Source organism: Streptacidiphilus cavernicola, assembly GCF_042510955.1.
GTDB classification, from domain to species: Bacteria; Actinomycetota; Actinomycetes; order Streptomycetales; family Streptomycetaceae; genus Streptacidiphilus; species Streptacidiphilus cavernicola.
Map to the genome: position 1 here is coordinate 1 of NZ_JBHFAB010000031.1, position 25,130 is coordinate 25,130.

General features: G+C 66.4%; 15 protein-coding genes, 1 tRNA gene and 1 pseudogene. 12 read left to right on the forward strand and 5 right to left on the reverse strand.

The genetic code is table 11. The annotated features are described in order from the left end of the window. Window positions 1-312 precede the first annotated feature (312 nt). Window positions 313-1,397 (forward strand): IS630 family transposase gene (locus ACEZDE_RS33790; protein WP_449341720.1). Its coding sequence is split into 2 segments (ribosomal slippage): window positions 313-838 and window positions 838-1,397, totalling 1,086 coding nucleotides; the frame shifts between segments, so codons are not numbered across the junction. A gap of 137 nt (window positions 1,398-1,534) precedes the next feature. Here ACEZDE_RS33790 and ACEZDE_RS30195 read toward each other — a convergent pair. Further along, on the reverse strand, window positions 1,535-4,276 hold the full coding sequence (locus tag ACEZDE_RS30195; protein WP_380543009.1) for a PKD domain-containing protein: 2,742 nt from the start codon (window positions 4,274-4,276) through the stop codon (window positions 1,535-1,537). 330 nt (window positions 4,277-4,606) lie between these two features. Further along, a complete protein-coding gene (locus ACEZDE_RS30200) occupies window positions 4,607-8,236 on the reverse strand; it encodes a LamG domain-containing protein (RefSeq protein WP_380543012.1) in 3,630 nt (1,209 codons plus the stop codon). A gap of 40 nt (window positions 8,237-8,276) precedes the next feature. On the opposite strand from ACEZDE_RS30200, the gene ACEZDE_RS30205 reads away from it, so the two are divergent. The 3 genes from ACEZDE_RS30205 to ACEZDE_RS30215 all read left to right on the forward strand — a co-directional run bounded on the left by ACEZDE_RS30205 (window position 8,277) and on the right by ACEZDE_RS30215 (window position 17,007). Beyond that, window positions 8,277-8,615 (forward strand): hypothetical protein, encoded by a 339-nt coding sequence (locus ACEZDE_RS30205; RefSeq protein WP_380543015.1) that lies wholly within the window; start codon window positions 8,277-8,279, stop codon window positions 8,613-8,615. 488 nt (window positions 8,616-9,103) lie between these two features. Next, entirely contained in the window at window positions 9,104-16,411 is a 7,308-nt protein-coding gene (locus ACEZDE_RS30210; protein ID WP_380543019.1) for a polymorphic toxin-type HINT domain-containing protein, read from the forward strand. A gap of 56 nt (window positions 16,412-16,467) precedes the next feature. Then, the gene (locus tag ACEZDE_RS30215; RefSeq protein WP_380543022.1) at window positions 16,468-17,007 is read left to right on the forward strand and encodes a hypothetical protein; all 540 of its coding nucleotides are present in this window, start codon (window positions 16,468-16,470) and stop codon (window positions 17,005-17,007) included. 944 nt (window positions 17,008-17,951) lie between these two features. On the opposite strand, the gene ACEZDE_RS30220 is transcribed toward ACEZDE_RS30215, so the two are convergent. Then, window positions 17,952-18,482, reverse strand: coding sequence for a hypothetical protein (locus ACEZDE_RS30220; protein WP_380543025.1), 531 nt, complete (start codon window positions 18,480-18,482; stop codon window positions 17,952-17,954). Then, window positions 18,479-19,249 carry a helix-turn-helix domain-containing protein gene (locus ACEZDE_RS30225; protein WP_380543028.1) on the reverse strand — a complete coding sequence of 257 codons (771 nt, stop codon included), beginning with the start codon at window positions 19,247-19,249 and terminating at the stop codon, window positions 18,479-18,481. Before ACEZDE_RS30225 ends, ACEZDE_RS30220 begins: the two co-directional genes overlap by 4 nt. A gap of 105 nt (window positions 19,250-19,354) precedes the next feature. Here ACEZDE_RS30225 and ACEZDE_RS30230 point away from each other — a divergent pair, with 105 nt between their 5' ends. From ACEZDE_RS30230 to ACEZDE_RS30255, 6 genes and pseudogenes are all read left to right on the forward strand, one after another. After that, window positions 19,355-19,528, forward strand: a complete 174-nt coding sequence (locus ACEZDE_RS30230) for a hypothetical protein (protein ID WP_380543030.1) — start codon at window positions 19,355-19,357, stop codon at window positions 19,526-19,528. After that, window positions 19,525-19,767 (forward strand): DUF7848 domain-containing protein, encoded by a 243-nt coding sequence (locus ACEZDE_RS30235; RefSeq protein ID WP_380543033.1) that lies wholly within the window; start codon window positions 19,525-19,527, stop codon window positions 19,765-19,767. The genes ACEZDE_RS30230 and ACEZDE_RS30235 overlap by 4 nt, the downstream gene beginning before the upstream one ends. 153 nt (window positions 19,768-19,920) lie before the next feature. Then, window positions 19,921-20,316, forward strand: coding sequence for a scabin-related ADP-ribosyltransferase (locus tag ACEZDE_RS30240; RefSeq protein ID WP_380543036.1), 396 nt, complete (start codon window positions 19,921-19,923; stop codon window positions 20,314-20,316). Between the two features lie 2 nt (window positions 20,317-20,318). Then, entirely contained in the window at window positions 20,319-20,735 is a 417-nt protein-coding gene (locus ACEZDE_RS30245) for a hypothetical protein (protein WP_380543039.1), read from the forward strand. A 650-nt stretch (window positions 20,736-21,385) separates the two neighbouring features. Next, window positions 21,386-21,781 (forward strand): hypothetical protein, encoded by a 396-nt coding sequence (locus tag ACEZDE_RS30250; RefSeq protein ID WP_380543042.1) that lies wholly within the window; start codon window positions 21,386-21,388, stop codon window positions 21,779-21,781. Window positions 21,782-22,149: 368 nt separating this feature from the next. Next, window positions 22,150-22,779: pseudogene (locus tag ACEZDE_RS30255) on the forward strand (serine hydrolase domain-containing protein); the annotation flags it as partial. Between the two features lie 22 nt (window positions 22,780-22,801). On the opposite strand, the gene ACEZDE_RS30260 reads toward ACEZDE_RS30255, so the two are convergent. Continuing rightward, on the reverse strand, window positions 22,802-23,905 hold the full coding sequence (locus ACEZDE_RS30260) for a hypothetical protein (RefSeq protein ID WP_380543045.1): 1,104 nt from the start codon (window positions 23,903-23,905) through the stop codon (window positions 22,802-22,804). A gap of 611 nt (window positions 23,906-24,516) precedes the next feature. Between ACEZDE_RS30260 and ACEZDE_RS30265 the strand changes: the two genes are divergently transcribed. Both ACEZDE_RS30265 and ACEZDE_RS30270 read left to right on the forward strand, forming a co-directional pair. After that, window positions 24,517-24,589 (forward strand) — tRNA-Arg (locus tag ACEZDE_RS30265). Window positions 24,590-24,907: 318 nt separating this feature from the next. Continuing rightward, a complete protein-coding gene (locus ACEZDE_RS30270; protein WP_380543048.1) occupies window positions 24,908-25,120 on the forward strand; it encodes a hypothetical protein in 213 nt (70 codons plus the stop codon). The last annotated feature ends 10 nt before the right edge of the window (window positions 25,121-25,130 follow it).

The following is a 25,130-nucleotide window of genomic DNA, read 5'->3' on the forward strand; positions in this document are numbered from 1 at the left end:
GATCAAACTCATCAAACGGCAGATGTACGGACGAGCCGGCTTCGCCCTCCTACGCCACCGCATCCTGCTCAGCTGACGGCTAAACAATTCGATCAACGCCTACGAAAATCTTGTAAGACCCAAGATCAAGACAGACCCCCGTCAGCCACGTCCAAGTGCGCCCATGCAGGCGAACCTCTGGCTAACCTGGGAACGTGATCGACAATGAGCGCTGACTGAAGGTCAAGAAAACGCAAAGGCGCCTCTACTGAGGTTGTAGCTGGGATGTCGTAGGGGGCTGACGAGGTGTGATCGTCGCGGTATGCCGGTTGTATGAGGTATCCGCAGGGTGGTGGGCTGACGCCGGAGAGACAGGCGTTTCGTGAGCGGATCCGCATGGAGGCTGCCGAGCGGTTCGCCGCCGGCGTCTGCAATGCGGAGGTCGCCAAGGACTTACGGGTCACCGTCCGTTCGGTGCAGCGATGGCGTCGGGAGTGGTTGGACGCCGGAAGTGACGGACTCCGCTCGGCCGGGCCAGCCTCGCTGCCCAAGCTGAGCGAGGCGCTGTTCGCCGTGCTGGAGCAGGAACTGGACAAGGGACCGGTGGCGCACGGCTGGGACGACCAGACCTGGACCCTGGCCCGGATCAAGACCCTGATCGGGCGCCGCTTCCATAAGAGCCTGACCCTGTCCGGCATCAGCCAGATGCTGCGCCGCCACGGGTGGAGCCACCAGGTCCCCGCCCGGCGCGCGGTTGAACGCGACGAGGTGGCCGTGGCGGGCTGGGTGAAGGAGACCTGGCCCTCCGCGGAAGCGCCGCGGCGGCACTCGACGCCTACCTCGTCTTCGAGGACGAGGCCGGCTTCTCGATGACGCCGCCCACCGCCCGCACCTGGTCCCGACGTGGCACCACCCCGGTCATCCACGTCCGCGCACGCTCCCAGCGCCGCATCTCCATCGCCGCCCTGACCTGCTACAAACCGGGCGAACGCTCACGGCTGGTCTACCGGCCCATCGTCCATCCGGACCACAAGGCCGGCGGCCGACGCAGCTTTGCCTGGACCGACTACCGCGACCTGCTCGTCGACGCCCACCAGCAGCTCGGCAGGTCCATCGTGCTCGTGTGGGACAACCTCAACGTGCACCGCGACGCCCGGATGCGCGCCTTCATCGACACCCACGACTGGATCACCGCCTACCACCTGCCCCCGTACACGCCACAGCTCAATCCGGTCGAAGGCATCTGGTCGCTGCTCCGGCGCCGCTGCCAGACCAACACTGCCTTCACCGACCCCGAACACCTGATGCGCGCCCTGCGCCACAGTCTGCGCCAGGTCCAGTACCGCAGCGACATCATCGACGGATGCCCCACGGCAACCGGACTCACCCTGACGACATCCCAGCTACAACCTCAGTAGAGCGGTTGCGAGATTGCTGCTCCCCGCCGACGCCGTCATGGAGTGCTCCTTCGAGACGCTGGACCCGCACCGGGTTGATGGCATGTCCCCCAGGCCCGACGGAAAAACGAGCGCAGCAGGGAGTGGTCCCCGGTAGGTCAGTTGTGATCGCGGTAGATGCCGGAGAGGTCGGCGATGATGGAGACGGGTGCGGTGCCGCCGTTGTAGATGTCGATGTAGCCGTCGGTTCCGACGGGGGTGACGGTCATGTTGGCTACGGTTTGGCCGTTGCTGTAGTTGACGTTGGATGCGGTGGGCTTGGTGCCGCCGTCGGGGTAGGCGGTGAGGTATCCGGGGTGAGTGCCGCCGGTAGCGGTGAGGTTCAGTGCGGCTGCGGCGGCGGCACCGATGTGCAGGCGGATGGTCTTCCCGGCGCCGAGCTGTCCAGTGCCGTTGCGGGTGTCCAGGATGCGGACGGGTGCGGACGGCATGAAGACGGTTCCGTTGTCGGTCTTGTCGTAGTAGCCGACGAGGTCGGCGACGAAGTCGACGGAGCCGCCGCTCTTGCTGTTGCGCAGGACCACGCTGCCGTTGGTCAGCGGGACGGTGACCAGGGCGGGCACGGTCTGCCCGGGGGCCCAGTTCGCGTTGGAGACGGCGGGCTGGGTCTGCCCGGCGCCGTAGGCGGTCAGGTACCCGGTGGTGTGTGTGTTGACGGCGGTTACGTTCAGCAGGACTCCGGCCGCGTTCGCGGGGACCGTGTGCGTGCCGGCCGCGGCGAAGGTCACCGCTGCGCCGCTGGCGACGGGGTGGCCGGTGGTGCGGGTGTCCAGGATGCGTACGGGTCCGACCGGGTTGTAGGTCAGGCCGTTGGGGGAGGAGCCGCTTTGGGTGCCGGCGGTGTCGACGATCACGTCGACGGGTTTCGTGCTTCCGTTGTAGACGTCGACGTACCCGTCCGCGCCGATCTCGACGGTGGCCTGGTTGGCGACGGTCTTGCCGGTGGTGAAGTTCAGGTTGGACGCGGTGGGCCTGGTGCCGCCGTCGGGGTAGGCGGTCAGGTAGCCGGTGCCTTTAGTGTCGGTGACGGTCAGGTTGAGCTGGGCGGCGTCCGTGCCTGCGGGGGCGTGGAGTTGGGCGCGTGACAGCCGTACCACCGTGTGGGCGGGGATGCTGTCGTGTCCGCGGGTGCGGCTGTCGAAGGCGCGTTGCGGGCCGCCGGCCAGTGGGACGAAGGCGTCGCCGACGGTGACGGTGACCTGTCCGGTGCCGGTGCGATGGAGAACGTCGGTGGCGGTCACGGTGGCGGTGTAGGTGCCGGGGTGCGGGTACAGGTGCGTGGGCGCGGACGGGTCCAGGGTGCCGGTTGTGCCGTCGCCGTAGTTCATGGTCAGGGTCGGGAAGCCGCCGGCGGGCTGGCCGGTGACGGTGAAGGACACCTCGCCCGAGGTCAGGGTGCTGCTGGGTGCGCCGTGTCCGATCGTGGTGGCGGTCAGGACCGGTTGGGGGGCGGTGGGGGGCAGGACGCGGATCGGGACGGTGTTGCTGAGCTGGTTCCCGTCGGCGTCGGCCACCGTGGTGACCGCGTCGTAGGTTCCGGGTGTGGTGTAGACGTGGGGGGCAGTGGCTCCCGGGGTGACTGCCTGCGGTGCGCTGCCGTCGCCGAAGTCCACGGTGGCGTGCAGTGGCTCGCCCCATGAGGTGGCGACGTCGGCGGGGAAGGCGCGGAACTCCTGGGCGTAGGTGAACGGTGCCGCCCCCGACCAGGTGGCCAGGACTCCGCTGGTGAAGTCCTTGATCTGGTCGACGACCTCGTAGGCCCCGCGGTCGAAGTACGCGTGCGCGCCGGCCCCGGTGTTGGGGGAATTGGGGTCGTCCACCCGGGAACGCCCCACACCGTCGGTCGACAGCTCACCGGGCGCGTCCGCGTTCGCCGAGTCCACCAACGGGGAACCCTCGTAGACCAGCGGATAGTCCTCACCAGGGCCGTCGATGTCATCGGCGCCCTGCCCGGTCGCGGCTGTGAAGGCAGCAAGCGAGCCATACCCCACACCGCCCCACTGGTACAGTCCGCCGGTGCTGAGGCGCTGCTCGAAGGCGTTGTAGTCCGCGGTCACGCCTGCGGCGGAATCGGTCGAGACCGTCAGCGCGGGCGTGCCGCCGACTGCTCCGACGTTGTTCTCGGCTGTCCCCGATGAACCACTGTCGAACGCTATGTCCGCCGCCCCGATCACGGACAGCGAATTGCTCGTCACATCGACATCTGTGGCAGCACTGACCTGCACCAAGGGCAGGGGAAGGCCGATGTCCGACGTGAGGTAGTTGGTGGTGATCACGATGTGCTGCGCGCCGGGTTGCACGCGGATGGTGTTCCCGGCCCAAGTTCCGCTGATGTTGGAGCGGGAGACGGTGACTTGGGAGGAGGTTCCGTTGATGTCGACGCCGTTCGCTCCGAGGACGTCGGAGGCATTGTGCAGCGTGACGCGGTCGACGGTCACGTCGCTGCTGTGGTTGACGGTGATGCCGTTGCCGGTCGCGTCCACATGCAGTGCGGTCAGCTGAACGTGTTGAACGCCGGTGAGTGTCACCGTGCCTCTGACGTACTGCGTTCCCGCGGTGGTGATGGTGATGGGAGCGTTCTGGGTGCCGGAGCGGGTCAGAGTGAATCCGGCGTAGGTGGAGCCGTCGTCGTCCGCGCTACCTACCATGATCGTCTGCCCAGGGGCGACTACGTCGGCTGCGGCCTGGATGCCGCAGAACGGCAGTGCCTGGGAGCCTGCTGACGGGTTGCTGTCGCTGCAGGTGCCCGTCTTGTTGACGTACAGCGTCGAGCTGCCGCCCGCGGTGTCGGCGCCGGCAGGCGGTGCTGCGAGGGACCCCAGCGCGATCGATATCGTCACGAGCCCGGCAATACGTGAGACAGTGCGCACGAAGTCTCCCCTGGTTGCGCTGAACGGCCCGGACGCTGGGGCGGGTACCAACCCACGGTGCGTCAGGCCTGGCGGATATTACGCGATCCTTGCTGGATGCGGCGAGATCTCTCCTCGGACGTGTGTCCCCTGAGGAGTCGGGATGGGACTGCTGGTTCCCCTGTCGCGAAGTCAAGGATGTGACGTGACGAGACAGGTCCGTGGGTGTACCGCAAGCTCAGGGGCTTGGTGCTCCCACGAAGGGGGCGGGGGTCCCCGAACTGAGGACCGCCCACCTCCTTCGGATGGTGCGTTGCAGGGTTACTTCAGTTGTGCTGCCTGAATGGCGGTGAGGGTGTAAGGGAAGGTGCGGACGTCGGCGATGGAGCCGGTGAAGGAGCTGTAGTCGGTGGTGCTGGTGGCGGTGTGGACGCAGCCGCCGATGGTCAGGGGCAGGGTGGAGTCGTACTGGGGGGTGGCGTTGGCGGCGGTGGCGACCAGGGTGCCGTTGACGTAGAGGGTCATGAAGCCGGCGACGGTGCTGCCGTCGGGGTTGTGGGTGGGTGCGGAGTAGGTGGCGACCAGGTGGGCCCAGGTGCCGGGTGTGGCGCTGTTGGCGGGGCTTTCGGCGGTGGGGAAGGCGGCGTTGGCGTCGTTGGTGGTGGTGGTCTGGTAGAACCAAGCCTTTTGGGTGCTGTCGTAGCCGAGGTAGAAGGCCTGGTGTGCGGTGGTGCCCTGGCCGATGGCAGAGCCGGTGGCAGTGGCGCTGCTTGTCTTGACCCAGGCAGACACGGTGTAGCTGCTTTGGGTGTTGACTGCCGGGGCGCTGGCCTTCAGGAAGGTGCTGGTGCTGCCGGTGAGGTTGGCCGATCCGCCTGCGGCGGTCAGGGCGTTGGGCCCTGCGGGGACGTCGGTGGCGCTGAAGGTGACGCTGCCGAGGTTGGTGGCGGGGTGCTGGCCGTTGGCGTCGGTTCCACCGGTGGCCAGGAGCCATTGGTCGTCCGGGTGAGTGAGTCCGGTGACGGCGGTGGTGGCGGTTCCGTCGGTGGTGGTGCCGTTGAAGACGGTGATCGCACCGCTGCCGGTGCTGGCCCACAGATCGGGAGTGCCGGTGCCGGGAGTGGCGCTGGTTCCGCTCAGGTCGCTGTCGGCGCCGATCAAGGGATAGGCGGCTGTGGCGAAACCCGTGCCGATGGTGGTGGGGGTGCCGACGCCGGTGATGCGGGTATAGGTGCAGACCGGGTAGCCGTCGGAACCGGTGTTGCAGGAGACTCCGGCGCCGGGCTGGGGGGAGGGGATGCTGTTCGGGGCCACGATCTGTGGCTGGTAGGTTGCGGCGGTGTCGACGGTGATCGGGAACTGGATGATGTCGCCGGCAGCGTGGCCGCCGACCGCGGTGCGGACGCGGGCCCAGATGGCGGGTTTGCCGGTGGCGGTTGCGTCGCCGGGGACCATCAGGTCGTAGTGGGACCAGCCGCCGGAGGCGACCAGGGTGGGCGGGGCGAACCTGGTGGCGTTACTGCCGTCGCCGGTGCTGGTTCCGGCGCCGTCGGCGAGGGCGTAGTACCAGAGGTTGTCGCCTTCGACAGCGAGCAGGCCGTTGGTGTCGCCGCCGTCCGGGTTGGGGATGTCGCCCATGGAGCCGATGGGTGTGATCTGGCTGGTGTTGGCCCAGGTGTCACCGTCGGTGAAGCCAGCGCAGGAGCCGGCGGCCGGGTCGCAGTCGGGCCGGTGCAGGGCGGTGCCGCCTGCGGTGAAGAAGCCGGGGTCCTGGGTGTTGTTGGGGTACCAGTACAGCTGGCTGCCGCCGAGTTTGGTGGTGCTGGTGTCGGTGGGGCTGGCGTCCTGGTGGACGAACAGGTCGTCGACGTTGGCGGTGCCGGTCACCGAGCCGCGGTGGGTGATGTGGAAGCCGTTCCAGCCGTTGGTGGTGGTGTCCGCGTTCGGGTCGCTGGGCGGGGCCTGGGCGGCGGTGGCGGCCGGGTCGTTGGTGGCGGTGGCGGGAGTGAAGTTGCGGGCCTGCTGGTAGTCCAGGAGGTTGCCGGTGGTGGGGTTGGCGGCCAGGACGTCGGGGACGCCGTCGCCGGTGACGTCGCCGTAGGCGAGCTTGCCCGCGGTCCACGGGACGTAGAAGGAGTAGGGCTGGATCTGGGACTGGTTCCCGGCGGCGTCCATGACCTGGGCGAAGACGATGTTGGTGCCCCAGTGGGCCGGGGTGGTGCTGATGCTGCCGGTGGGCAGCTGGCTGCCGCACTTCCAGGCGTCGCTGGTCAAGGTGGGGTCGTTGCCGTAGCGCATGCACGCGACGCCGGATACCTGGGCGGGTTGGGCGGTGCCGGTGTAGTTCACCGGGGTGGCGTCGCCGTCGGTGAACGGGATCGTCCCGGTGTCGCCCAGGTGCTTGGTCGGGGTGGTGCCGCTGCCCGAGGGCGGGAAGTCAGTGCTGGTGCCGAAGGTGAAGGTGGGGGCGGTGGCATCGACGCGGAAGTGGCAGACCGAGGAGCCTGCGGAATTGGGCACCAGGCCGTCGGACGAGGCGGCGTCCCAGCCGTAGAGGTGGCCGTCGATAAGGTTGGCGCCGTTGTTGACCACGGCTCCGGTGGTCGGGTCGACGTACTGCACGGTCTGCGCCTGGGAGGGGGCGTTGGTGCCCTTGTTGACGTAGCCGGTGGTGAAGTCGTAGACGTCGCTGGTGGAACTGACCGAGTCGTCCCACAGACGGTAGGCAGCCGCGTACTGGGCCTGGCTAGGCCCGGAGGGGGCGGCGTTCAAGGTGGTGCCGGCGGCGTTGATCCAACCCCAGGTGCTGTAGGCGCTGTTCGCGGTGGCGGTGCAGGTGTCGTTGGCCGCCAGGGCGCCGCTGGCGTAGGACCCGGCCTGGGCCTTGCTGGTCTTCAGGCCGGTGGGCGGAGTGGGGGTGCGGTCGTAGGTGATGGTCAGGGTGGGGTTGGCAGTGAAGCGCTTGAAGCCGAGGTCGTTGCTCTCCGCCCCGGACATCAGCCCGAACGTGAGCGTGTTGTGAGCAGTGGTGCCGTTCAGCAGGGACTTGACGGTGCCAGCGATGTTGTAGCCGTAGGCCACGTCGGTGCCGCAGTCACCGCCGGCGCCGGCCATGTCGATCGTGCCGACCTTGGTGACGGTGGCGTCCTTCATCGAGTTCCAGGTGGTGCTGGAACTGATGGGCGGGGTGGTGTAGAGGCTGACCGGGTAGGTCGTGGTGCACGACCAGTTGGCCGAGGCATGCTGTTTGACGTTCAGCCAGGCGGTGTGGATGATCGCGCCGTTCCAGGCCGTGGTGTTGAACTGGTAGTAGGTGCGCTCGGTGTCCGAGGGGCTGCAGCCGCCCGCGTAGTCGTTACCGCAGGTGCCCACCGCCGGGTACAGGCTGGTGGAGGACCCGGTGTGGTAGTTGCTGGCGCTGCTGGGGCTGGCCGACTGGGTCCAGGTGAAGGACTGCAGGGTGCGGTCGTCGGGGATCCACGAGGGGTCCAGGTACACCGGGTACTGGGTGTCCGCACCGGTCAGGATGCTCTGGTCGGGGGTGAGGCTGATCGCGGAACCCGACACGGTGGCGGGCATGGCCGCGGTCTGGGCGTTGGCACCGGGGCCCTGCGGGCTGCTGGTAGCGGGATCACCGTCCACCGCACCATCGGTGTCGGCGGTCGTGGCGGCGACGAGCTGGGAGGTCGTCCGGCCGGCCGGGGACGCCTGCACCTGGGGCGCGGGGGTTGCGGGGTCGGTGCTGGAGTCCCACATCATCGGGGTGGCGGCCGAGAACACGGTGGCACCGGTGCCGTCGACCGCGCTCAACGCGCCCTGGGCGTCATTGGCCAGCGTCAGACCACTGGTGGCGGTACCGAAGACGAGGCTCTTCAGCACCGGATTGGACGCGGCCGCAGCGGACTTGACCACGATCACCGTGCTGAAGCCGCCGGCAGTGTCAGCCGTCACGTCCAGATCGATGCCAGGCGCGATTGAGGAGTAGACAGCTGTGGCCCCCGACAGGGTGGGAGCGGGCAGGGCGAAGGGCGCGCTCAAGGACAGGGACTTACCCGTACTCGTGGTCATCGTGGCCAGCGGACCGGAGCCGCCTGCTGACAGCACCAGCGAGGACACTGCAGCCTTCGGCGAGATCCCGCCACCGGCGTTCGCCGCCAGCGTCGCATCCACCGGCGTCCAGGAACCGTCCTTCTGGACCCGCTGGGGCTGCGCATCGCTGGTGTCGGTGAAGGTGCCGTCCGGATTGGCGACCGTGGTGCTGAACATCGTGGTCATCGAAGGAACCGGCACGCTCGTCCCGGTCGCCTTCGCCTGCGCCAGCGCCTGCTGAGAAGCAGTGAGCGGAACCTGCGGACCGCCGGCGATGTGCGCGGCCTCCACCGCCGTGGGATCCGTGCCCGAATCCGCCCACGCAGCAGGCGCGCCCAACAAGGCACCCCCCAGGGACATCGCGGCAACGAGAGCGGCCAGCCTCCGGGCCCGCTGCCGTGATGACGGGCTGTGGGTACTTCTAGGTGGAACGGTGTGCATCGCAGACCCCCGGTATCTCGTACAGCGCGTAGGCATAGACCGAGCACAGGGTTCAGGGAGCAAAGGGACAGGTCAAGGGAGTTGATTTGCGTACGCCCGGATAGATCGGGTCATGTCCCAATCAAGTGGACTGTGTGAGAAGACGCACACATCCTTCACGTGCCGGATTGCCCGATGCTCCCTTGACCCGGTGATCGCCGATCGATGAGAGTGCCTGGCGACCCGCCATGTCACCTGGCATGTGCGGGCGGGGGACTTGAGGGGCGGACTGTGCGTAGTCGGGGAACAATGCAGAGCATCGACCGCTGGACGCGCGGGCGGCAGGGGCTCATCGGCGCGGCCACAGTGCTGGCGCTGGCAGTGACGCTGCTCGGCCCGGCCAGCGCCGAAGCGCTGAGCGCCCGGCTCCCGGTCGCACCGGGCACGCTGTGGTCCCCCCCGGACGCGCCGTTGTCGACGACCAAGTCGATCCACGGCCACCCGGTGACCAAGCCCGCTTCGACCAAGCCGCACCAGCCCGTCCCCCCGCAATGGATGGGGCCCGCAGCCGTGAGTACCCCGGTGGCGGGCAGCGCCACGGTCACCCTGCCAGCGCCACCCGCCACCACGCCCAGCCGCACCGCAGACAGCAAGCCGCTTCCCGGCGCGGTGCGTGCCGGGAAGCTCCCCGTCTGGCTGGCCACCACACACAGCACCGGGACCACTCACACCGATACCGGCGGAGCCACTCCACCCGTGGGCGCCTCTGCGTCGGCGGGGACGGTTCAGGCCACCGTGGTGGACACCGCTCACACCAAGGCTGCGGGCATCCACGGCCTGATGCTCTCCGTGGCCCGCACCGACGCGGCAGCGGGGGCCGTCAACGTGCAGCTCGGCGTCGACATCAGCTCACTGGACTCCACCTACGGGGCCGACGCCTCCTCGCGCACCAAACTGGTCGAACTGCCCGCCTGCTCGCTGACGACACCTCAGGTCAAGGGCTGTGGCAACGCCACCGCGGTGACTTCGCACTACGACCCCACCAGCAAGCGCCTGCTCGCCGATCTCACGCTGCCCGCAAGCGCGACGACGAAAGCGCCCACGGCGACGACCCCCGCAGTGGGTGCCGCGCGCGGTGCCACCGTCGCGGCGGCCCCGATGGTGCTGGCAGCTCAGACCACTTCCAGCGGGGGCAACGGCAGCTACGCGGCCACCAGCTTGCAGCCGAGTTCCAAGTGGACCTCCGGCAGCACGGACGGCGGCTTCTCCTACGGCTACCCCATCACCACACCGCCTGCCCTGGGCGGGGCGGCCCCCCAAGTCGCTCTGTCCTACGACTCCTCCTCGGTCGACGGCAGGACCTCCTCGACCAACTCCCAGAGCTCCATCGTGGGCGACGGATGGGACGTCAGCGCGGGCGGGTTCATCGAGCGCTCCTACAAGTCCTGCTCCAAGGACGGGCTGACCTACTCGTCCGACGAGTGCTGGGGCGGCTACAACGCCACCATGTCCCTGGACGGGCACTCCGGCGAACTGGTGCGCGACGACACCAGCGGCAAGTGGCACCTGCAGGGCGACGATGGCACCACCATCGAGTTCGTCACCACTGGCCTGACCGGCGGCAACGGCGGCACCTACGGCGAGTACGCCAAGGTCTCCGACTCCACCGGGATGGTCTACTACTTCGGCCTGGACCACCTGCCCGGAGGGGACGGCACCGACCCCTCAAACAACTCCCTGTGGACCGTGCCGGTCTACTCACCCAAAACAGGCGACCCCTGCAACAGCACCACTGCCACAACCGGCTCCTGGTGCCAAATGGGCTGGCGCTTCAACCTCGCCTACGCCGTAGATCCGCACGGCAACATGATCAGCTACAAGTACACCCCCGAGAAGACGAACTACTACGAGCGCGGCGCCGGCCAGAACCAGGGCACCGGCACCCTGACCGGCTACATCCCCGGCGGATCGCTCACACGCATCGACTACGGCCAGACCCTGGCCGGGCAGGTCGCGGCCAAGGGAGCCGCCACTCCAGCCGCCTCGGTCCTGTTCAACCTCGCAGCGGACGGCCGCTGCGACACGGTCGGCAACTTCACCTGCACAGGCACCACCATCGACGCCAACACCGCCGCGGTACAGGCCAAGCAGTGGCCCGACGTCCCCTACGACCAGCGCTGCGCCGCAACCGGGGCCTGCACCAACTGGGGCCCCAGCTTCTGGAGCAACCAGCGCCTGGCCACGATCACCACCCAGGTCCAGTCCGCAGGCAAGCCCGTACAGGTCGACCTCTACAAGCTGACCCAGACCTTCCAGGACCCGCTCGACGGCACCACCCCCACCCTGTGGCTCGCTTCCATCGGACATACCGGCGAGGACGGACCGGCCCTGCCCCCGCTGCCCGATGTCACCTTCACGCCCGTCATGCTGGCCAACCGCGTCGACGGCATCAACGTCGTGCCCCTGCCAGCCGCATTCGACCGGCCCCGGATCCAACAGATCCACACCGAGACCGGCGAGAGCATCAACGTCGACTACAACCTCCCCGCCTGCTCGCGCACGGCCAACGTCATGCCCGCATCCCCCGACACCGACACACTGGCCTGCTACTCGGTGCTGTGGTACCCCCCGGGCTCGGCCGTCGACGCACCCCCGATCTCGGACTGGTTCAACCGCTACACCGTCAAGGACGTCACCGAGAACGACGAGGTCGGCGGCGCCCCCCAGCGCATCACCAGCTACACCTACGGCAACGCAGCCTGGCACCGCGACGACAGCGAACTGACCGACAAGGCCGTGCGAACCTGGGACCAGTTCCGCGGCTTCGACAGCGTCACCGCGATCACAGGCTCCGACCTCGACAGCCCCTCCTCCGAGACCGTGACGTACTACGCGCAGGGCATGGACGGCGACTACAAGGCCGACGGCATCACCACCAAGTCCGTCAAGACCGTGGCTGGAACCCTCGCCGGCTCGATCACCGACTCCGACTGGCTCGCGGGCCAGGAACTGGAGACCGACACCTACAACCACGCCGACATCCACAACCCCGACGGCACGGTCACCAAGGGCACGGTCGCCAGCTACACCTACACCCGCACCAGTGGAGAGAGCGTCACCGCCACCCACGTGCGCGGAACCGGACTGCCCAATCTCGTCGCCCGCTACGACTCGACCACCAGCACCACAGTCAGTAAAGCCCTCAAGACTGACGGCACCTGGCAGACCAGCAGTACCACCACGATCACCGATCCAACAAACAGCAACCGGGTAAAGACCACCGACACCACCGCTGACGGCCTGCCGGAAACCTGCACACGAACCAGCTACGCAACCAGCACCAGCAACGCCCTGCTCACAGGACTGGTCGACGAGACCAGGACTCTTTCCGGGGCAGCCGCCTGCACCGCTACCGCCACCAAGACAAACACGGTCTCCGACGCACGACAGTTGTACGACAGCCAGCCCTTCGGTACGGCGGGAGCATTCGGCGATGCCACGTCCGCCCAGGCCTTGGACCACTACGACACCAGCGGTAACCCGGTCTACCTGACCACCAGTGCCAGCACCTACGACAGCTACGGCCGGGTCGTCACCTCCACCGATCCGAACGCCACCGACACCGTCCACCCGGCAGGCGCGGTCACCACCACCACCTACACCCCCGCCGCGGCTGGCGAACTGCCCTCCACCATCACCACCAGCACGTCGGCTCCCGGCACGGCGACGAACTGGAACACCAAGGCCACCCTGGATGTGGGCCGAGACCTCGCGCTGACCAGTACCGACGTCAACAACAAGACCAGCACCGCCACATATGACGCGCTCGGGCGCATCACAGCGGACTGGATGCCTGGTCACACCACCAGCCAGCCCGCCGATGCCACTTACACCTACACGGTCAACGGCACCCAGGCCCCGTCGACAGTGACGACAGCAACGCTGGGCCCGGCCGGCACCAAACGCCTGTCGGATATTCAGATCTACAACGGATTCGGACAGGTCACCCAGACCCAGTCCACCCCTGGTCTGTCCTCCTACGCCGGCCGGCTGATCAGTGACACCCAGTACGACTCCCAGGGCCGCACGGCCGCGGCCGACAGTGCCTGGTACAACGCGGACTCCGCTCCCAGCACGAGCCTGTACGCCACCGACAGCGACCAGGTCCCCGCGCAGACCACGACCACTTATGACGGCCAGGGACGCCCTCTGGTGTCCACGCTGAACTCTCTGGGCCACTTCCAGAGCAAGGTCACCACCAGCTACCCCGGCGCCGACGAGACCGACGTCACCCCGCCAGCAGGCGCCACCCCCACCACCACGATCACCGACGCCGCCGGACGCACCAGCCAGCTGTGGGAATACCACACACCCACAGCCACCGGCCAGGCCTCGGACGCCGACGTAACCAGCTACACCTACACACCCGGTGGACAAACCGACACGCGCACCGACGCCACCACCAAGGACAAGTGGACCTACAGCTACGACCTGTACGGGCGACAGGCCTCAGTCACCGACCCCGACACCGGCACCAGCAGCAACACGTACACCGCCGACGGGCAGGTAGCCACCACGACCGACGGCCGCGGCCAGACCCTGACCTACGCCTACGACCTCCTGGGCCGCAAGACCGCCGAGTATAAGGGCACCGCGTCCGCAGCCAACGAGCAGGCTGCCTGGACCTACGACACCGTCACCGGCGGCCTCGGCCAGCCCGCGACCGCCATCCGCTACGTGGGCGGCTCCACCGGGACCGCCTACACCCAGGCGGTGACCGGCTACAACAACAACTACCAGCCCACCGGCAACACCACTACCATCCCTGGCAGCGTCGTCGGCCTGACCACCCCACTGGTCTACACCACCAAGAGCTACTACGACGCCTACACCGGACAGACCACCGGCCTCCGGCTCCCGGCGGAAGGAGGCAACCCGTACGAGACTGTCAACTACAGCCTCGACAGCAACGGTCCGATGATCGAAAGCGACGGGGCTTCCACCTACGACCTGCAGACCAACTACGACGCCTACGGGGACCCGACCCGCACCACCATGAACCCGTGGGGCAGCCAGGTCGTCTCCACCTACACCTACGACCCCGCGCTCGGCCGGGTGCTCTCGGACTACATCGACAAGCAGACCGCCACCACCGGCTCCGTCGACCAGTACAACTACACCTACAACCAGGCTGGCCAGCTCACCTCCGCCGCCGACATCCCCGACAACAACCCTGCCAACACCGACCTCCAGTGCTACAAGTACGACTACCTCGGCCGACTCACCACTGCCTGGACCGACACCGGCACCACCAGCACCGCACCCACCCCCTCCATCCCCGGCATCGGCGGCTGCAACAACAGCAGCCCCACCGCCAACCCCGCCCCGGGCAAGGCCACCACCGTCGGCGGACCGGCCGCCTACTGGACTGACTACGGCTACGACCCGACCGGCAACCGGACCAGCGAAATCCAGCACGACCCTGCTGGCAACACCAGCAACGACATCCGTACCAGCCAGGTCTTCCCCACGCCCGGTACTGACAACACCCCCACTACCGCACCCAACACCGGTGGGGGCACCGGCGGCCCACACGCACTGATGACCACCACCAGCACCGGCCCCAACAACCCCGGCGCCAGCAGCTACCAGTACGACGCCGCTGGCAACACCACCGCCATCACCACCACCGCCGGCACCACCGCCCTGAACTGGGACGCCGAAGACCACCTCAGCAAAGACCAGGCAACCGGCACCAGCGGCGCCACCACCTACCTCTACGACGCCGACGGCAACCTCCTGGTCCAGACCGACCCCACCTTGACCACCGTCTTCCTCGGCTCCGACCAGATCACCTACGCCCCCGCCAGCGGAGCACCCCTCCAGGACACCCGCTACTACGCCCAGCCCAACGGACTGACCATCGTCCGCCAGGGTGCCATCGAGAACTTCCAGGCTAGTGACCCCCACGGCACCGCAAGCCTCAATATCGACGCCAACAACCTCACCGAGACCCGCCGCTACCTCGACCCCTTCGGCAATCCCCGCGGCACCACCCCCGCCAACTGGACCACCGCCAACGGCTTCGGCGACCACGGCTTCGTCGGCGGCACCCAGGACCCCGCCACCGGCCTCACCAACATCGGCGCCCGCGAATACCAACCCGCCACCGGACGCTTCCTCAACACCGACCCCGTCCTCGACCCCACCGACCCGCAACAGTGGAACGGCTACGCCTACAGCAACAACGAACCCACCAACGCCAGCGACCCCACCGGCCTCTTCTGCGACGGCTGCGGCAACAACGACGGCGGAGTCGGAGACACGGTCGGCTGCTCCGGCGACACCGGCGTCGCAGGCTGCCCCGGTGGGCCGCCCGTCAAAAAGAAGAAGCCGACCAAGCCAAAGACCACTACCCCGACCGTCACAGTCAAAAATGGGACTGCATACCTGGACGGAATTCGGGTCCCTAGCTACAAGGAACTCGCAGCTCGATTCGTCGAATACGCAGCGTATCCTTCCACCAGGCCCTTGAGCTATGCGCAATTGATCGGTATATGGGCAGGAAATCTGTGCTCAAACACCGAAGGTGATCCGTCCAATGAATTGGCGCTCTGCGCATCCCTCGGCGCTAGCGGTGCCTTGGACGACGGACCTGACCCGTGGGGAGTCTCAGACAGCATCAGCTGCCTGAGGTCAGGAAAAAGCTGCGGGACAGCGGCCAAGAAGATCGGCATGGATCTCCTTGCCTATGTGGCCGGCGAAGTCTTCTTCGGCGGCAGTGCACTTGCAGATTCCGCAGACGGAGCTGTCGCGGCGGCAGGGGACGCGACCACAGCCGCTGCCGCAGACGACGCCATTGGAGACCTCGTACTCGACGCCTGCAAAGTAAACAGCTTTCCCGCAACGACACAGGTTCTCCTTGCAGATGAGAGCACCAAGCCGATCAGCGCCATCAAGATCGGAGACCTTGTCGAGGCCACAAACCCCCTCACAGGCCGTACGCAATCCGAGCAAGTAACCGCCGTTATCAAGACCACCACCGATACCGCCTTCACAGACCTGACCATCAGTACCCCCCAAGGTGATCAACCCATCACCTCGACCCAGCACCACCCATACTGGGACAAAACCTCACAACGTTGGACCAATGCCTCCGACCTCCACGTCGGCGACCAACTCCGTCAACTCAACGGGGAGCCTGTAACGGTCAGGCGCATCCACGACTACATCGGCCACATCACGACCTACAACCTCACCGTCAAGCAAATCCACACGTACTATGTACTCGCTGGCGCAACTCCCGTTCTCGTCCACAATGACGACGGAACCATGGTCGGTGCGAATGGCACGCAGATCACGAGTTCGACAGTATGGCGAGGTCCGAGTGGGATGCGCATCGATGTAGAGAATCCCAGCCCTGGCGGCCGACCTGGCCAGATGCACTTGCAGGTTCAGGTCAATGGGATGAAATCATCTGACGCCCCCAAGTACCAGTACAATTTTGAGACTGGTCAGTTTGATGGATTGCCGAAGAACCTGCAGAAGGATCTGGCAAAGACTGACTTTGCGAAGGGTGTCAAGAAGGGGCTCAGTTTCCTTGGCGAGGCGTGCTAGTACCGTGCCGGGCGCGGCAGGTGGAGTCTACGTAGAGACGGAAGAATCTCGATGGCATGACTGGATTGGATAGGCAAGTGAAGTTCAACGCGATGTTCTCGGATTTGGTTCGGCCAGAGTTCCTGGAGCAGGTGACCAAGGGGGACGTTCCGGAGCTCTTCCAGTCCGCTTTGGACGCGGGATGGGCAGCTGATCCCAGCGGGGCATGGGTTCTTCGATTCTTCTCCGACGGCTATAAGGGCGATCGATCGTCGTTCACTGACCTGACTGGATACGAAGCCGCGATCAATGGTCGAGCCATTCCGGATTTCGATCTAGCAGAAGATGATCCAGCGCGAGTCGAAACATTGGCCAGGCGTGCCTATTCATTTGCGCACGGCGCGCTCTTTGCTCTGCGTAAAATCCCTGGCGCTCCGCCTGGAAGTGCGTACATCTCGATTGGCCCTACCCTGTATGACGAGAATCTCGTTACGGGGAGTGTGACATTCTGTGTGCGGCATGATGAGGAAGAGCCCTATCTGGCTGATATTTCGCGGATGACTCTGTCTGGCGTTCTAGTAGTGGATTCTGAAGACTGTGTCAGTCCGTTGAATTAAGTCTGCCGGAGGCTATCTTTGTGTCGCAGGACTGGTAGTTTAATAGCTTGGCCCAACTGTAGTTGAGCAAATCAAAGAGACCCCGCCAGGAGGAATTCTAGCGGGGTTTCTTGGCGCCTTGACGGCAACGGTTGACGGCAACGTCAGCGGACGGGTGCTGCACAAAGCGGCGGATCGTCGCTGTCGTCGGGCTCGGCTGTGGTGTCTGTGGGGTGTCGAAGGGCGTTGCCGAGGAGGTCGATGGCGTCGCGTTGGGGACGGAGTCGGACGTGGGCGTACGTCGTGGCGATCACGCCTATGTGGGCGTGGCCGAGGCGTTCCTTGATCACGGCGAGGTTGGTGTCCGGCTCGTGGGCACGGTGCACGGCGCGCGGAGCTCTGGGGCGCTGGGGACCTATCGAGCAGCGTTGAGCAGGGTCATGACCGGCGTAGTGCAGTCGGCCAGATCATGATCGGCAAGAGGGGAGGGTGGCCGAGGTGTTCAAAGTTTCTTTCCTGGTTCAAGGCGACCCGCTGGCGCGGGTCGCGCGCGGCCGGGCCGGGGCCGGCTGCTCCGGCTTCGCCCCGCTTGCCGGACCGGCCCTGGCCGCGCAGGAGGCGTGGCGGGGGACTGGTGCCGCGGCAACGGTACTGACGCACCCTCATCGTGTAGACGACGGACGCCGTGATGCCTCCGGCAGGGCCGCCCCCACCAGTTCTCCGCCATGGTCGGCGGGCGGCTCGCCGCGGCTGAGACGTCGGCCAGGTGCCCGGGGGAGACGGGGTGCGCGGTGGATCGGACAGAGGGCGACCGGAACTGCTGCCCTCCCTCCGAGGGGCCGGGGCCGAGCACCGGTGCGGCATCGTCGTGGTGAGCGTCGGGGTCGCGGGGGCGGTTCCCTCGTCGCCCGGCCCCCGGAGGCGTACCAGGAACCTCCGGGGGCCACCAAGGCCAAGCGCAAGCGTCACACGGTGAGCCTTGGCGGCCCCCGGAGAACCCTGGTACAGCGAAGCTGCTCGACCGACGAGGGACCCACCCCGCTCAGGCCCGCAGCATGCCGAAGGCATCGGCAGTCTGCCGAGTCCGCGCAGGGGCGGTCAGGACGCCAGTAGTTCGGCGACCTCGGGCACGTCGCGGAAGCCCGCAGCCGGTCCAAGACGATCCGGGTGCGTTCCGCCGTGCGCTCACTGCCGCTCTGCCCCAGAGCGAGCATGCGGCCCGCCGTCCCGGCCGCGGCCTCGGGTTCATTGGCGTCGGCGTAGGCCACGGCCAGCCAGGACAGGTACAGCGCCAACTCGCGTGCATGGCTCGCGTCGTAGCGGCCCAGTACGTTTGTCAGAAAGGGTACGGCGCGCAGGGGCCGCCGCAGCTCGGTGTAGACGCGGGCCTCCATGACCTGGAGCTCCCCGGCGTCCATCCAGTAGAGGTATGAGGGCGATTCGGTGTCGGGCGAGTCCTGGGCCAGGGCTTCACCCGCTTCCCCGAGGGCGGTCATCGCCGGGCGGTCCTGGCCAGCGCGCGGGCCTTTGGCGGGGCATCGGGTCCGGCGCTGTCCAGGGCGGCGCGGGCCAGGTCCACGGCGTCGTTCGCGCGTCCGGTGTTGCTCCACTGGTAGGCCAGCGAGCCCGCCACGTTGCCGGACAGCACGCCGTCTCCCGCCGCGTGGGCAGCGCTCATTCCGAGCCGGTAGATGCGTTCCGCCTCGGCGTGCTCGCCCGCGTCGGAGGCGACCCATCCGGCGATCTGCGCCAACTCACCGATAGCCCGCAGCAGTTCGCGACCAACAGCGTCGGTGTGTGTCCCTTCGCGGTAGAGCGTCACGGCCGCGCGCAGTTCGCGCAGGGCCGGGCCGATCAGGTCCTTGCCGTACACCACGTCGTCGGCCAGCCGCAGGCCGTGGACCCGCTGGGCCAGGTCTGCCACCTGTCCGGCCCCGATCCGCCGGCCGGTGCGGGAATGCAGTGGGGCCAGCAGGTCGTCGTCGGGCAGGAAGTCGGCCACGGTCAGTACGCGCGGCGCGGGCTCGGGTGACTGGACGGCCTTCGCGGCTTCCAGCAGCTCGCGCGGGACCTCCAGTACCTGGGCGAGGAAGGGCAGCCACTCGCGCGGGGATCGGGTGCCGATCTCCCAGCGGGAGACGTCGTTGCGCGTCGGCGGGATACGTCCGGGGGCAGCCTGGGCCAGCGCCTCGGCGAGCCGCTGCTGACTCCAGCCGCGCGCCAGGCGTAACCGCCGCACCAGTGCACCGACCGTCTCCCGCACCCAGCCAGCTTGGCAGACACCGGGGCAGACGCGCTGGCTCCTCCGAAAGGTTCAGGCGAACGAGACCCTGATCAAGAGAGCCGAGCGGGAGCGAAGGAGCGGGAGATGGGCGAAGAGTTGGTGCAGTGGCGGGAGCGTCCCGGCCCGGTGTGTGAGGAGTGTGGCAGGCTCCGCGAGCAGGCCCGTGCCGCTGTGCTCTGCGGGGATAAGTCCCGGCTCAGCGACGTGCGCGTGATGCAGGGCCGCCACCGCCAGACCGAGCACGGGCAGGCGGCATGAGCGTGCGCAAGCGGATGCGGTTCCGCGAGTACCACGTGCGCACCGACGACACCGCCGCACCCGTCCGGGAGGCAGTCTGCGTCACGGACGAGGAGCAGTGCCAGTGGGCCAGCGGCGAGCGCACCCGCGCTGACGACGTCACCGCCCTGATCGCCAAGCACGCCGCCGAGACCGGCCACCAGTGCTACCGGCACACCGCCACCGACTACGCCACCGCAGAACCCGGCGCGTTCCTCTGACATGACATCGAGTGGTCTATACCTATGACGGCAGCGGTGACGGCAACAACCACGCACGCCAGCGCACAACCACGGACCCCGACGGACCGTCATATCGCTGCTGACCTGCGAAGAAGCAGGTAGAGCAGGGGACCGTGCCACACGTACTATGTGATGGCCGGAACCACGCCGGTATTGGTGCACAATGATGGCGGCGCTGGCTCGCCGCTATTTCGGAGCGACACGCGAGATCCAAGCGAGATATTTCGTACTGGATTCGAACCCAGAGGCAGCAATATGGATATTATGGAACACGCCTCGGGGTGGTCCGTGGACTCCGGATATGTGGCTACTACTACGTCCCAGTCAGTTGTAGCTGGCCGCGGTGGAATTGTTTATACAATCCGTGGAGCATCTGGGGTTGATGTGAATGCGACGTTCCCTGGAAACCCATTTGCCCATGAATTGGAGGTTGCCGTCCCAGGTGCAGTACCGTCATCCCAAATCGAAGGGGCGACGCTGCGGGATGGAACTTGGGTTCCCAATCCAAACTATGTTGGAGGGTGCTGATCATGCCTGAGTCTGTGACACTTTCAACGGTTAATGCCAGCGGAGAGCAAGCTCAGGTCAAATTTGAGATCTCCGACCAGCCGCCCGCGAATATCAAAATGAGCGACAATGATCTGGGTATCGTGGAGTTTGGTGGCGTTGATCTCTTTGATTGTTTGATCAATGTGCGCAAATTCCTAGAACTGAACGGACGGCTCCTATGTTGCCAGGGGGCCTGTCCCAGCGTTCTTCCTTCGGGTATGACCAGGCAAATGACTGATGGGCGAATGGCCTACAGGCTCAGGGATGATGGAGTAGCTCTTTCAGACGAGGATCTGGTGGATATCTTCGCTCCGGCTGAATGTTTCGAGGTTGTAGGTGTGGTGGAGCATCGTAGGGCTGTCATTGACTTCTATGGGTTCAAGCGAAAGAATTCATGATGAGGCGATGGTATCTGCTTGCCAATTTTTGTGGTGTCATCATTGGAGCAATGCGAGCTATTTCTCCGAACTAGATATAGCCAGGAGGAGATCTAAAGCGCGATCGGGCAGCACCGCCACCGACTGCGCCACCACGGAACCCGGCGCGTTCCTCTGACCGTGACACCGATTGGTCTGTACCTCTGACGACAGCAGTGACGGCAACAACCACGGACATCAGCGCACTACCACGGACCCCGGAGGACCGTCATATCGCTGCTGACCCGTGAAGGAGCAGGTGGACCGGCCCGCCGTGCCACACGTACTATGTACTCGCCGGGACCACGCCGATCTTGGTTCACAATGATGGCGGGGCGCCTCCTGGCGTTTGGACTATTGACCCCGGTCGATCGACAAAGATTATGCGTGGCGGACCCTTTGGTGCCAATTACTATCAGCAGGCCGCTGACGCCAACGGTGATGTCTATTGGTGGAGTCCGGATAAGGCTGGGCATGGTGGGTCTGCATGGAAGGTCTTCCGCGAGACCTCGACGGGCCTGGACTGGGTCGCCGATGCGGGCCGGATGGAACTTTCATTCAGGGGAAATTCAAGGGCAAGACGGGGAAGTTCATTTCATGGAATAATTTGTCGACCGTGAGGGGATGCTGACGTGATCGAGAGCGCTGACGAGTTCGTCCAGTTGAGACTCAGCGGTGGCAATGCCGACTACCAGCGGATCAAGCAAGAAGAGGCCCCGCTTGCGGTCTGGCTTGAGATCGCAAGGGACCATCCGGACATGCGTTTCTGGATGGCCTTCAATCGGGCCCTTCCCGAGGAAGTAATACGGCTTCTGGGTGAAGATGAAGATTGGCGCGTGAGGGCAAAGATTGCGAGCAGGCGAGATATTCTTGAATACCTTTCCGGGGATGACCATGATGCCGTGGTCTCATCTGTCGCCAGCAATCCTGGAACGCCGAATGATGCTCTCGTGAGATTGGCCAGTCATCACTGGGGACAGGTGCGAGATAGGGCTTCCAAGCAGATTGAAGAGCGAGATCCTAAGTAGGGCCCGATTGGCAGGCAGAAGCCCCACCGGATTCAGTTCCGGTGGGGCTTCTTGGGCGTCTTGACGGCAGTAGTTGACGGCAACGTCAGTGGACGGGTGCTGCACAAAGGGGTGGTTCGTCGCCGTCGTCGGGTCGGATAGCGGGCTGGTCGGGCTCGCGGAGGGCGTTGCCGAGGAGGTCGATGGCGTCGCGTTGGAGGCGGAGTCGGACGTTGGCGTACACCGTCGCTGTCACCCTGACGGGGGCATGGCCCAACAGCTCTGTGAGCGGATCCGCCGTGAAGTAACCGTGTTCCAGGGTGAAGTTGCGCAACAAAGCCGCAGGTCACAACCATAGCCTGAGATCTCTATCGAACCCGGAACGGTTCAAAGCCCTGCACCGCCCGCCCGGCCAGACTGTCGAGTACACCGACCGAGCCGCACTGATCCTCGGCTACCTCGCCGAACACCTCAGCGGCCAACCCCTCGACCAACTCGCCCGGAGCCGGGTCTGGGAACCACTGACCATGGCCGACACCCGCTTCGGCCCCATGCCCACCGACCTGGTCAACCGCTGCGCCCTCACCGAACTCGACCAGGACACTGGCGCCCACCTCCAGGGCACCGCCCACGACTTCTCCGCCCGCCTGCTGGGCGGAGTCTGCGGCATCGCCGGCGTCTTCTCCGTCCTGGACGACCTCACCACCTTCCTGCGCTACCTCCTCGACCCGGCCACCACCCCCCACCGGCTAGGCTTCGACGCCGACTGGGTCCAGGAATCCCTGACCGTTCACACCGGCGAACTGGTGCCAGCCCGTGGCCTGTTCTGGCACCCCGCCCCCGGCACCGACCTCGCCGACCAGGCCTGGGTCCACTACGGCTTCACCGGCACCGGCATGTGGCTCGCCCCCAAGCAGGGCACCTGGGCCGTCCTGCTCACCAACAAGATCCGCCTCACCCGCGACCGTGAACCCCTCACCACCATCCGCAACCAATTCCGCGAACTCGCCTTCGGCTGACCGCCGGGCTCAGCGCAGCGCATCATCGCCAAGGCAGGGCCCTTTGAAGCGAGGCGTTGACTTGACCGGCCACGTCCTGGCCGGCCACCAGAGCGAGGACGCCTGCGACCACGAGAGTCCAGCGCAGACTCCCGGCGATCGGAGGTTGCGCGGCGATGGCGGGGATGAGTGGGAGGAGAAGACCTGTACCGATCAGGACGGCGACCGGCCACACACGTAGGAACAGCCGACGGAGCGTGCTTGGTACGTTGACCTGGGCCGGTGCGTTGACCAGAAGCGCTGAACGGTCTCCCGAGGCGAGCGCCTCCATCGCGGCCACCAGAGAAGCCACGATCAAGTCTGCGTCCGAAGGCCGGGCCGCTGTCGCCAGCGGGACCTGGTGTGCGCGGATCACCGCGGCCACGCGCAGCGCGTCGGGTCGCAGCTCCCTGCGGACCGAGCGTGAGACCCGGCCGGGCAGCGTGAGATCCCGCTCGGCCAGCAGGGCCAGGCGCTCCAGTTGGATACAGGAGATCTGACAGTCCTTCGGGGCGGTGCGGCCACGGGTCGTCACCTGGATCTCCGCGGTGATCGCTGCCGCTGTCAGGAGGAGCCGATCCAGCGGTCGGCAGCGGTGGCCGGTGGTACGGCGGACGATCACGGCTTGCAGCCCGCGGCAGAGGTTGTAGACGAGCACGGACAGATAGGTGTAGATCCAGCCGTCCCAGCAGCCCCGTGCGAACGGGTTCGCGGCGGCAGCTGGGTGGGCCAGGGGCGACAGCGCGAGAGAGAACGCCGGCAGAACACAGCCCGCGGCCAAAGTGGGGCCTGGAGCGGTGCCGAGGCGGGATCGGTCGACCAGAGTGTTTATGTACCTCTGGCATGCCGCTACCAGTAGCGTCCCGAGCAGGAGGCCGATCAACGACCACCCTGCAACGGCGTAGGCCGGCGAATCCTGGGGAGCGTCGAACCCCGGATCCTTGAGGATTCGGATCCAGCTCTGAGCCATGGCAGGGCCGATGAGGGCGATGGTCACGACCATCGCCAGACACCAGTCGAACCGCAACCCCAAATCCTCGGCGCCACATAGCCGTAAAGACGCGAAGTGGATCTGTTCGCGAAGACGTCGATGGCGGGTGGCCTCCACGATCGGTATCACGTCGAAAGACCGAAGATCAGCTGCTACCTGGCGCTGCAGGCCGCGGCGTATCGCACGCAGATATACCTGGTCCAGCCAGGCCCCCAGGGGTGTCCGCCGTGGGTTTCGTCTACGTGGATTCCTCGCGGCCGGCGGCTGCCAAGGCACCGCACGTCTCACCCGTCGTATCACACGGCAAAGCTAGGGCTGCCCAGGCTACGGCCGGAAGGGTGCGTCCAGAAGGCGGGAGGCACTTGTGCCAGAGGCGTTGGTCGCGTCACAGCGAAGCAGTCCTCGGGCAGAACGGATATTTGGCACGCGGCGCAGCTATGGCCCGAGCACCTCACCTCCCCCTAGTTGATGCGGTAGATCTTGATGAAGCCGCAGGTCAGATGATGGTTAGGTGGCTGCGGCCCCGAGGTCCGGGAGATAGGAGACCAATGAATCGGCGGCAATCCGCTACCCTGTCTTGAGTCAGGCACTGTGCAGGCCCGGCCCCGGTTTCGGCACCCTTGCCGCAGGTCGGACCGAGCTGATAAGTAGGGCTTGACCAGGACGTTTGCCGGACAGAGGTGTTGATCCACTCACTGGGTTTTCGCCAAGCTTTTCGGCAAGCCCCAGCGCTCGTAGCTCAGGGGATAGAGCATTCGCCTCCTAAGCGAAGGGTCGCAGGTTCGAATCCTGCCGGGCGCACAGCAGTACTTCAGGGCCGGGTCGGTTCACCCTCAGAGGGCGGACCGACCCGGCCCTTCTGCCTTCCGGGGGCTCGTTGCTGTGCAACGACAGCTCCTCGACGCGCCAGAAGTCGAGTGAGTCGCCCACGCGCAGGCGGTGCGGGGCCGCGGCCCGAGCAGGGTTCGTGGCGGCAGGCGCCTCCGCGCCCTCGAACCCGGGGCCGCTGCCGAGGGCAGTGAACCAGATGGGCAGTAGACGATGCGCCAACGATGCACCCGGCGGGAGGGGTCTAAGGGAGTCACCATGGACCCAGGATCGAGAACCCGGGAGGTCGTCATGTCCGGTGGTATCGCCCGCACGCCGCTGGTGCAGCCCCTTGCCCAACCTGAGGAGACACCCGAATGCGAGTCGTCGACCTGCCATGGCATTTCGGTCCACGATCCGGTCTACCAGCACGATGTCTGGTGGAACTGGGTGGGCCTGCTGGGTGTGGCGTTCTTCACGCTGGGAGCCGTCGGGTTCATGATCGGACGGGTTGTCGCCATGTGAGTCGCCAACG

Excerpts from the sequence above, each read along its gene's own strand:
- ACEZDE_RS30210 (WP_380543019.1), top strand. The coding sequence starts at position 9,104 with ATGCAGAGCATCGACCGCTGGACGCGCGGGCGGCAGGGGCTCATCGGC.
- ACEZDE_RS30215 (WP_380543022.1), top strand. The coding sequence starts at position 16,468 with ATGACTGGATTGGATAGGCAAGTGAAGTTCAACGCGATGTTCTCGGAT.
- ACEZDE_RS30220 (WP_380543025.1), bottom strand. The coding sequence starts at position 18,482 with ATGACCGCCCTCGGGGAAGCGGGTGAAGCCCTGGCCCAGGACTCGCCC.
- ACEZDE_RS30230 (WP_380543030.1), top strand. The coding sequence starts at position 19,355 with ATGGGCGAAGAGTTGGTGCAGTGGCGGGAGCGTCCCGGCCCGGTGTGT.
- ACEZDE_RS30235 (WP_380543033.1), top strand. The coding sequence starts at position 19,525 with ATGAGCGTGCGCAAGCGGATGCGGTTCCGCGAGTACCACGTGCGCACC.
- ACEZDE_RS30240 (WP_380543036.1), top strand. The coding sequence starts at position 19,921 with ATGGCCGGAACCACGCCGGTATTGGTGCACAATGATGGCGGCGCTGGC.
- ACEZDE_RS30245 (WP_380543039.1), top strand. The coding sequence starts at position 20,319 with ATGCCTGAGTCTGTGACACTTTCAACGGTTAATGCCAGCGGAGAGCAA.
- ACEZDE_RS30270 (WP_380543048.1), top strand. The coding sequence starts at position 24,908 with ATGTCCGGTGGTATCGCCCGCACGCCGCTGGTGCAGCCCCTTGCCCAA.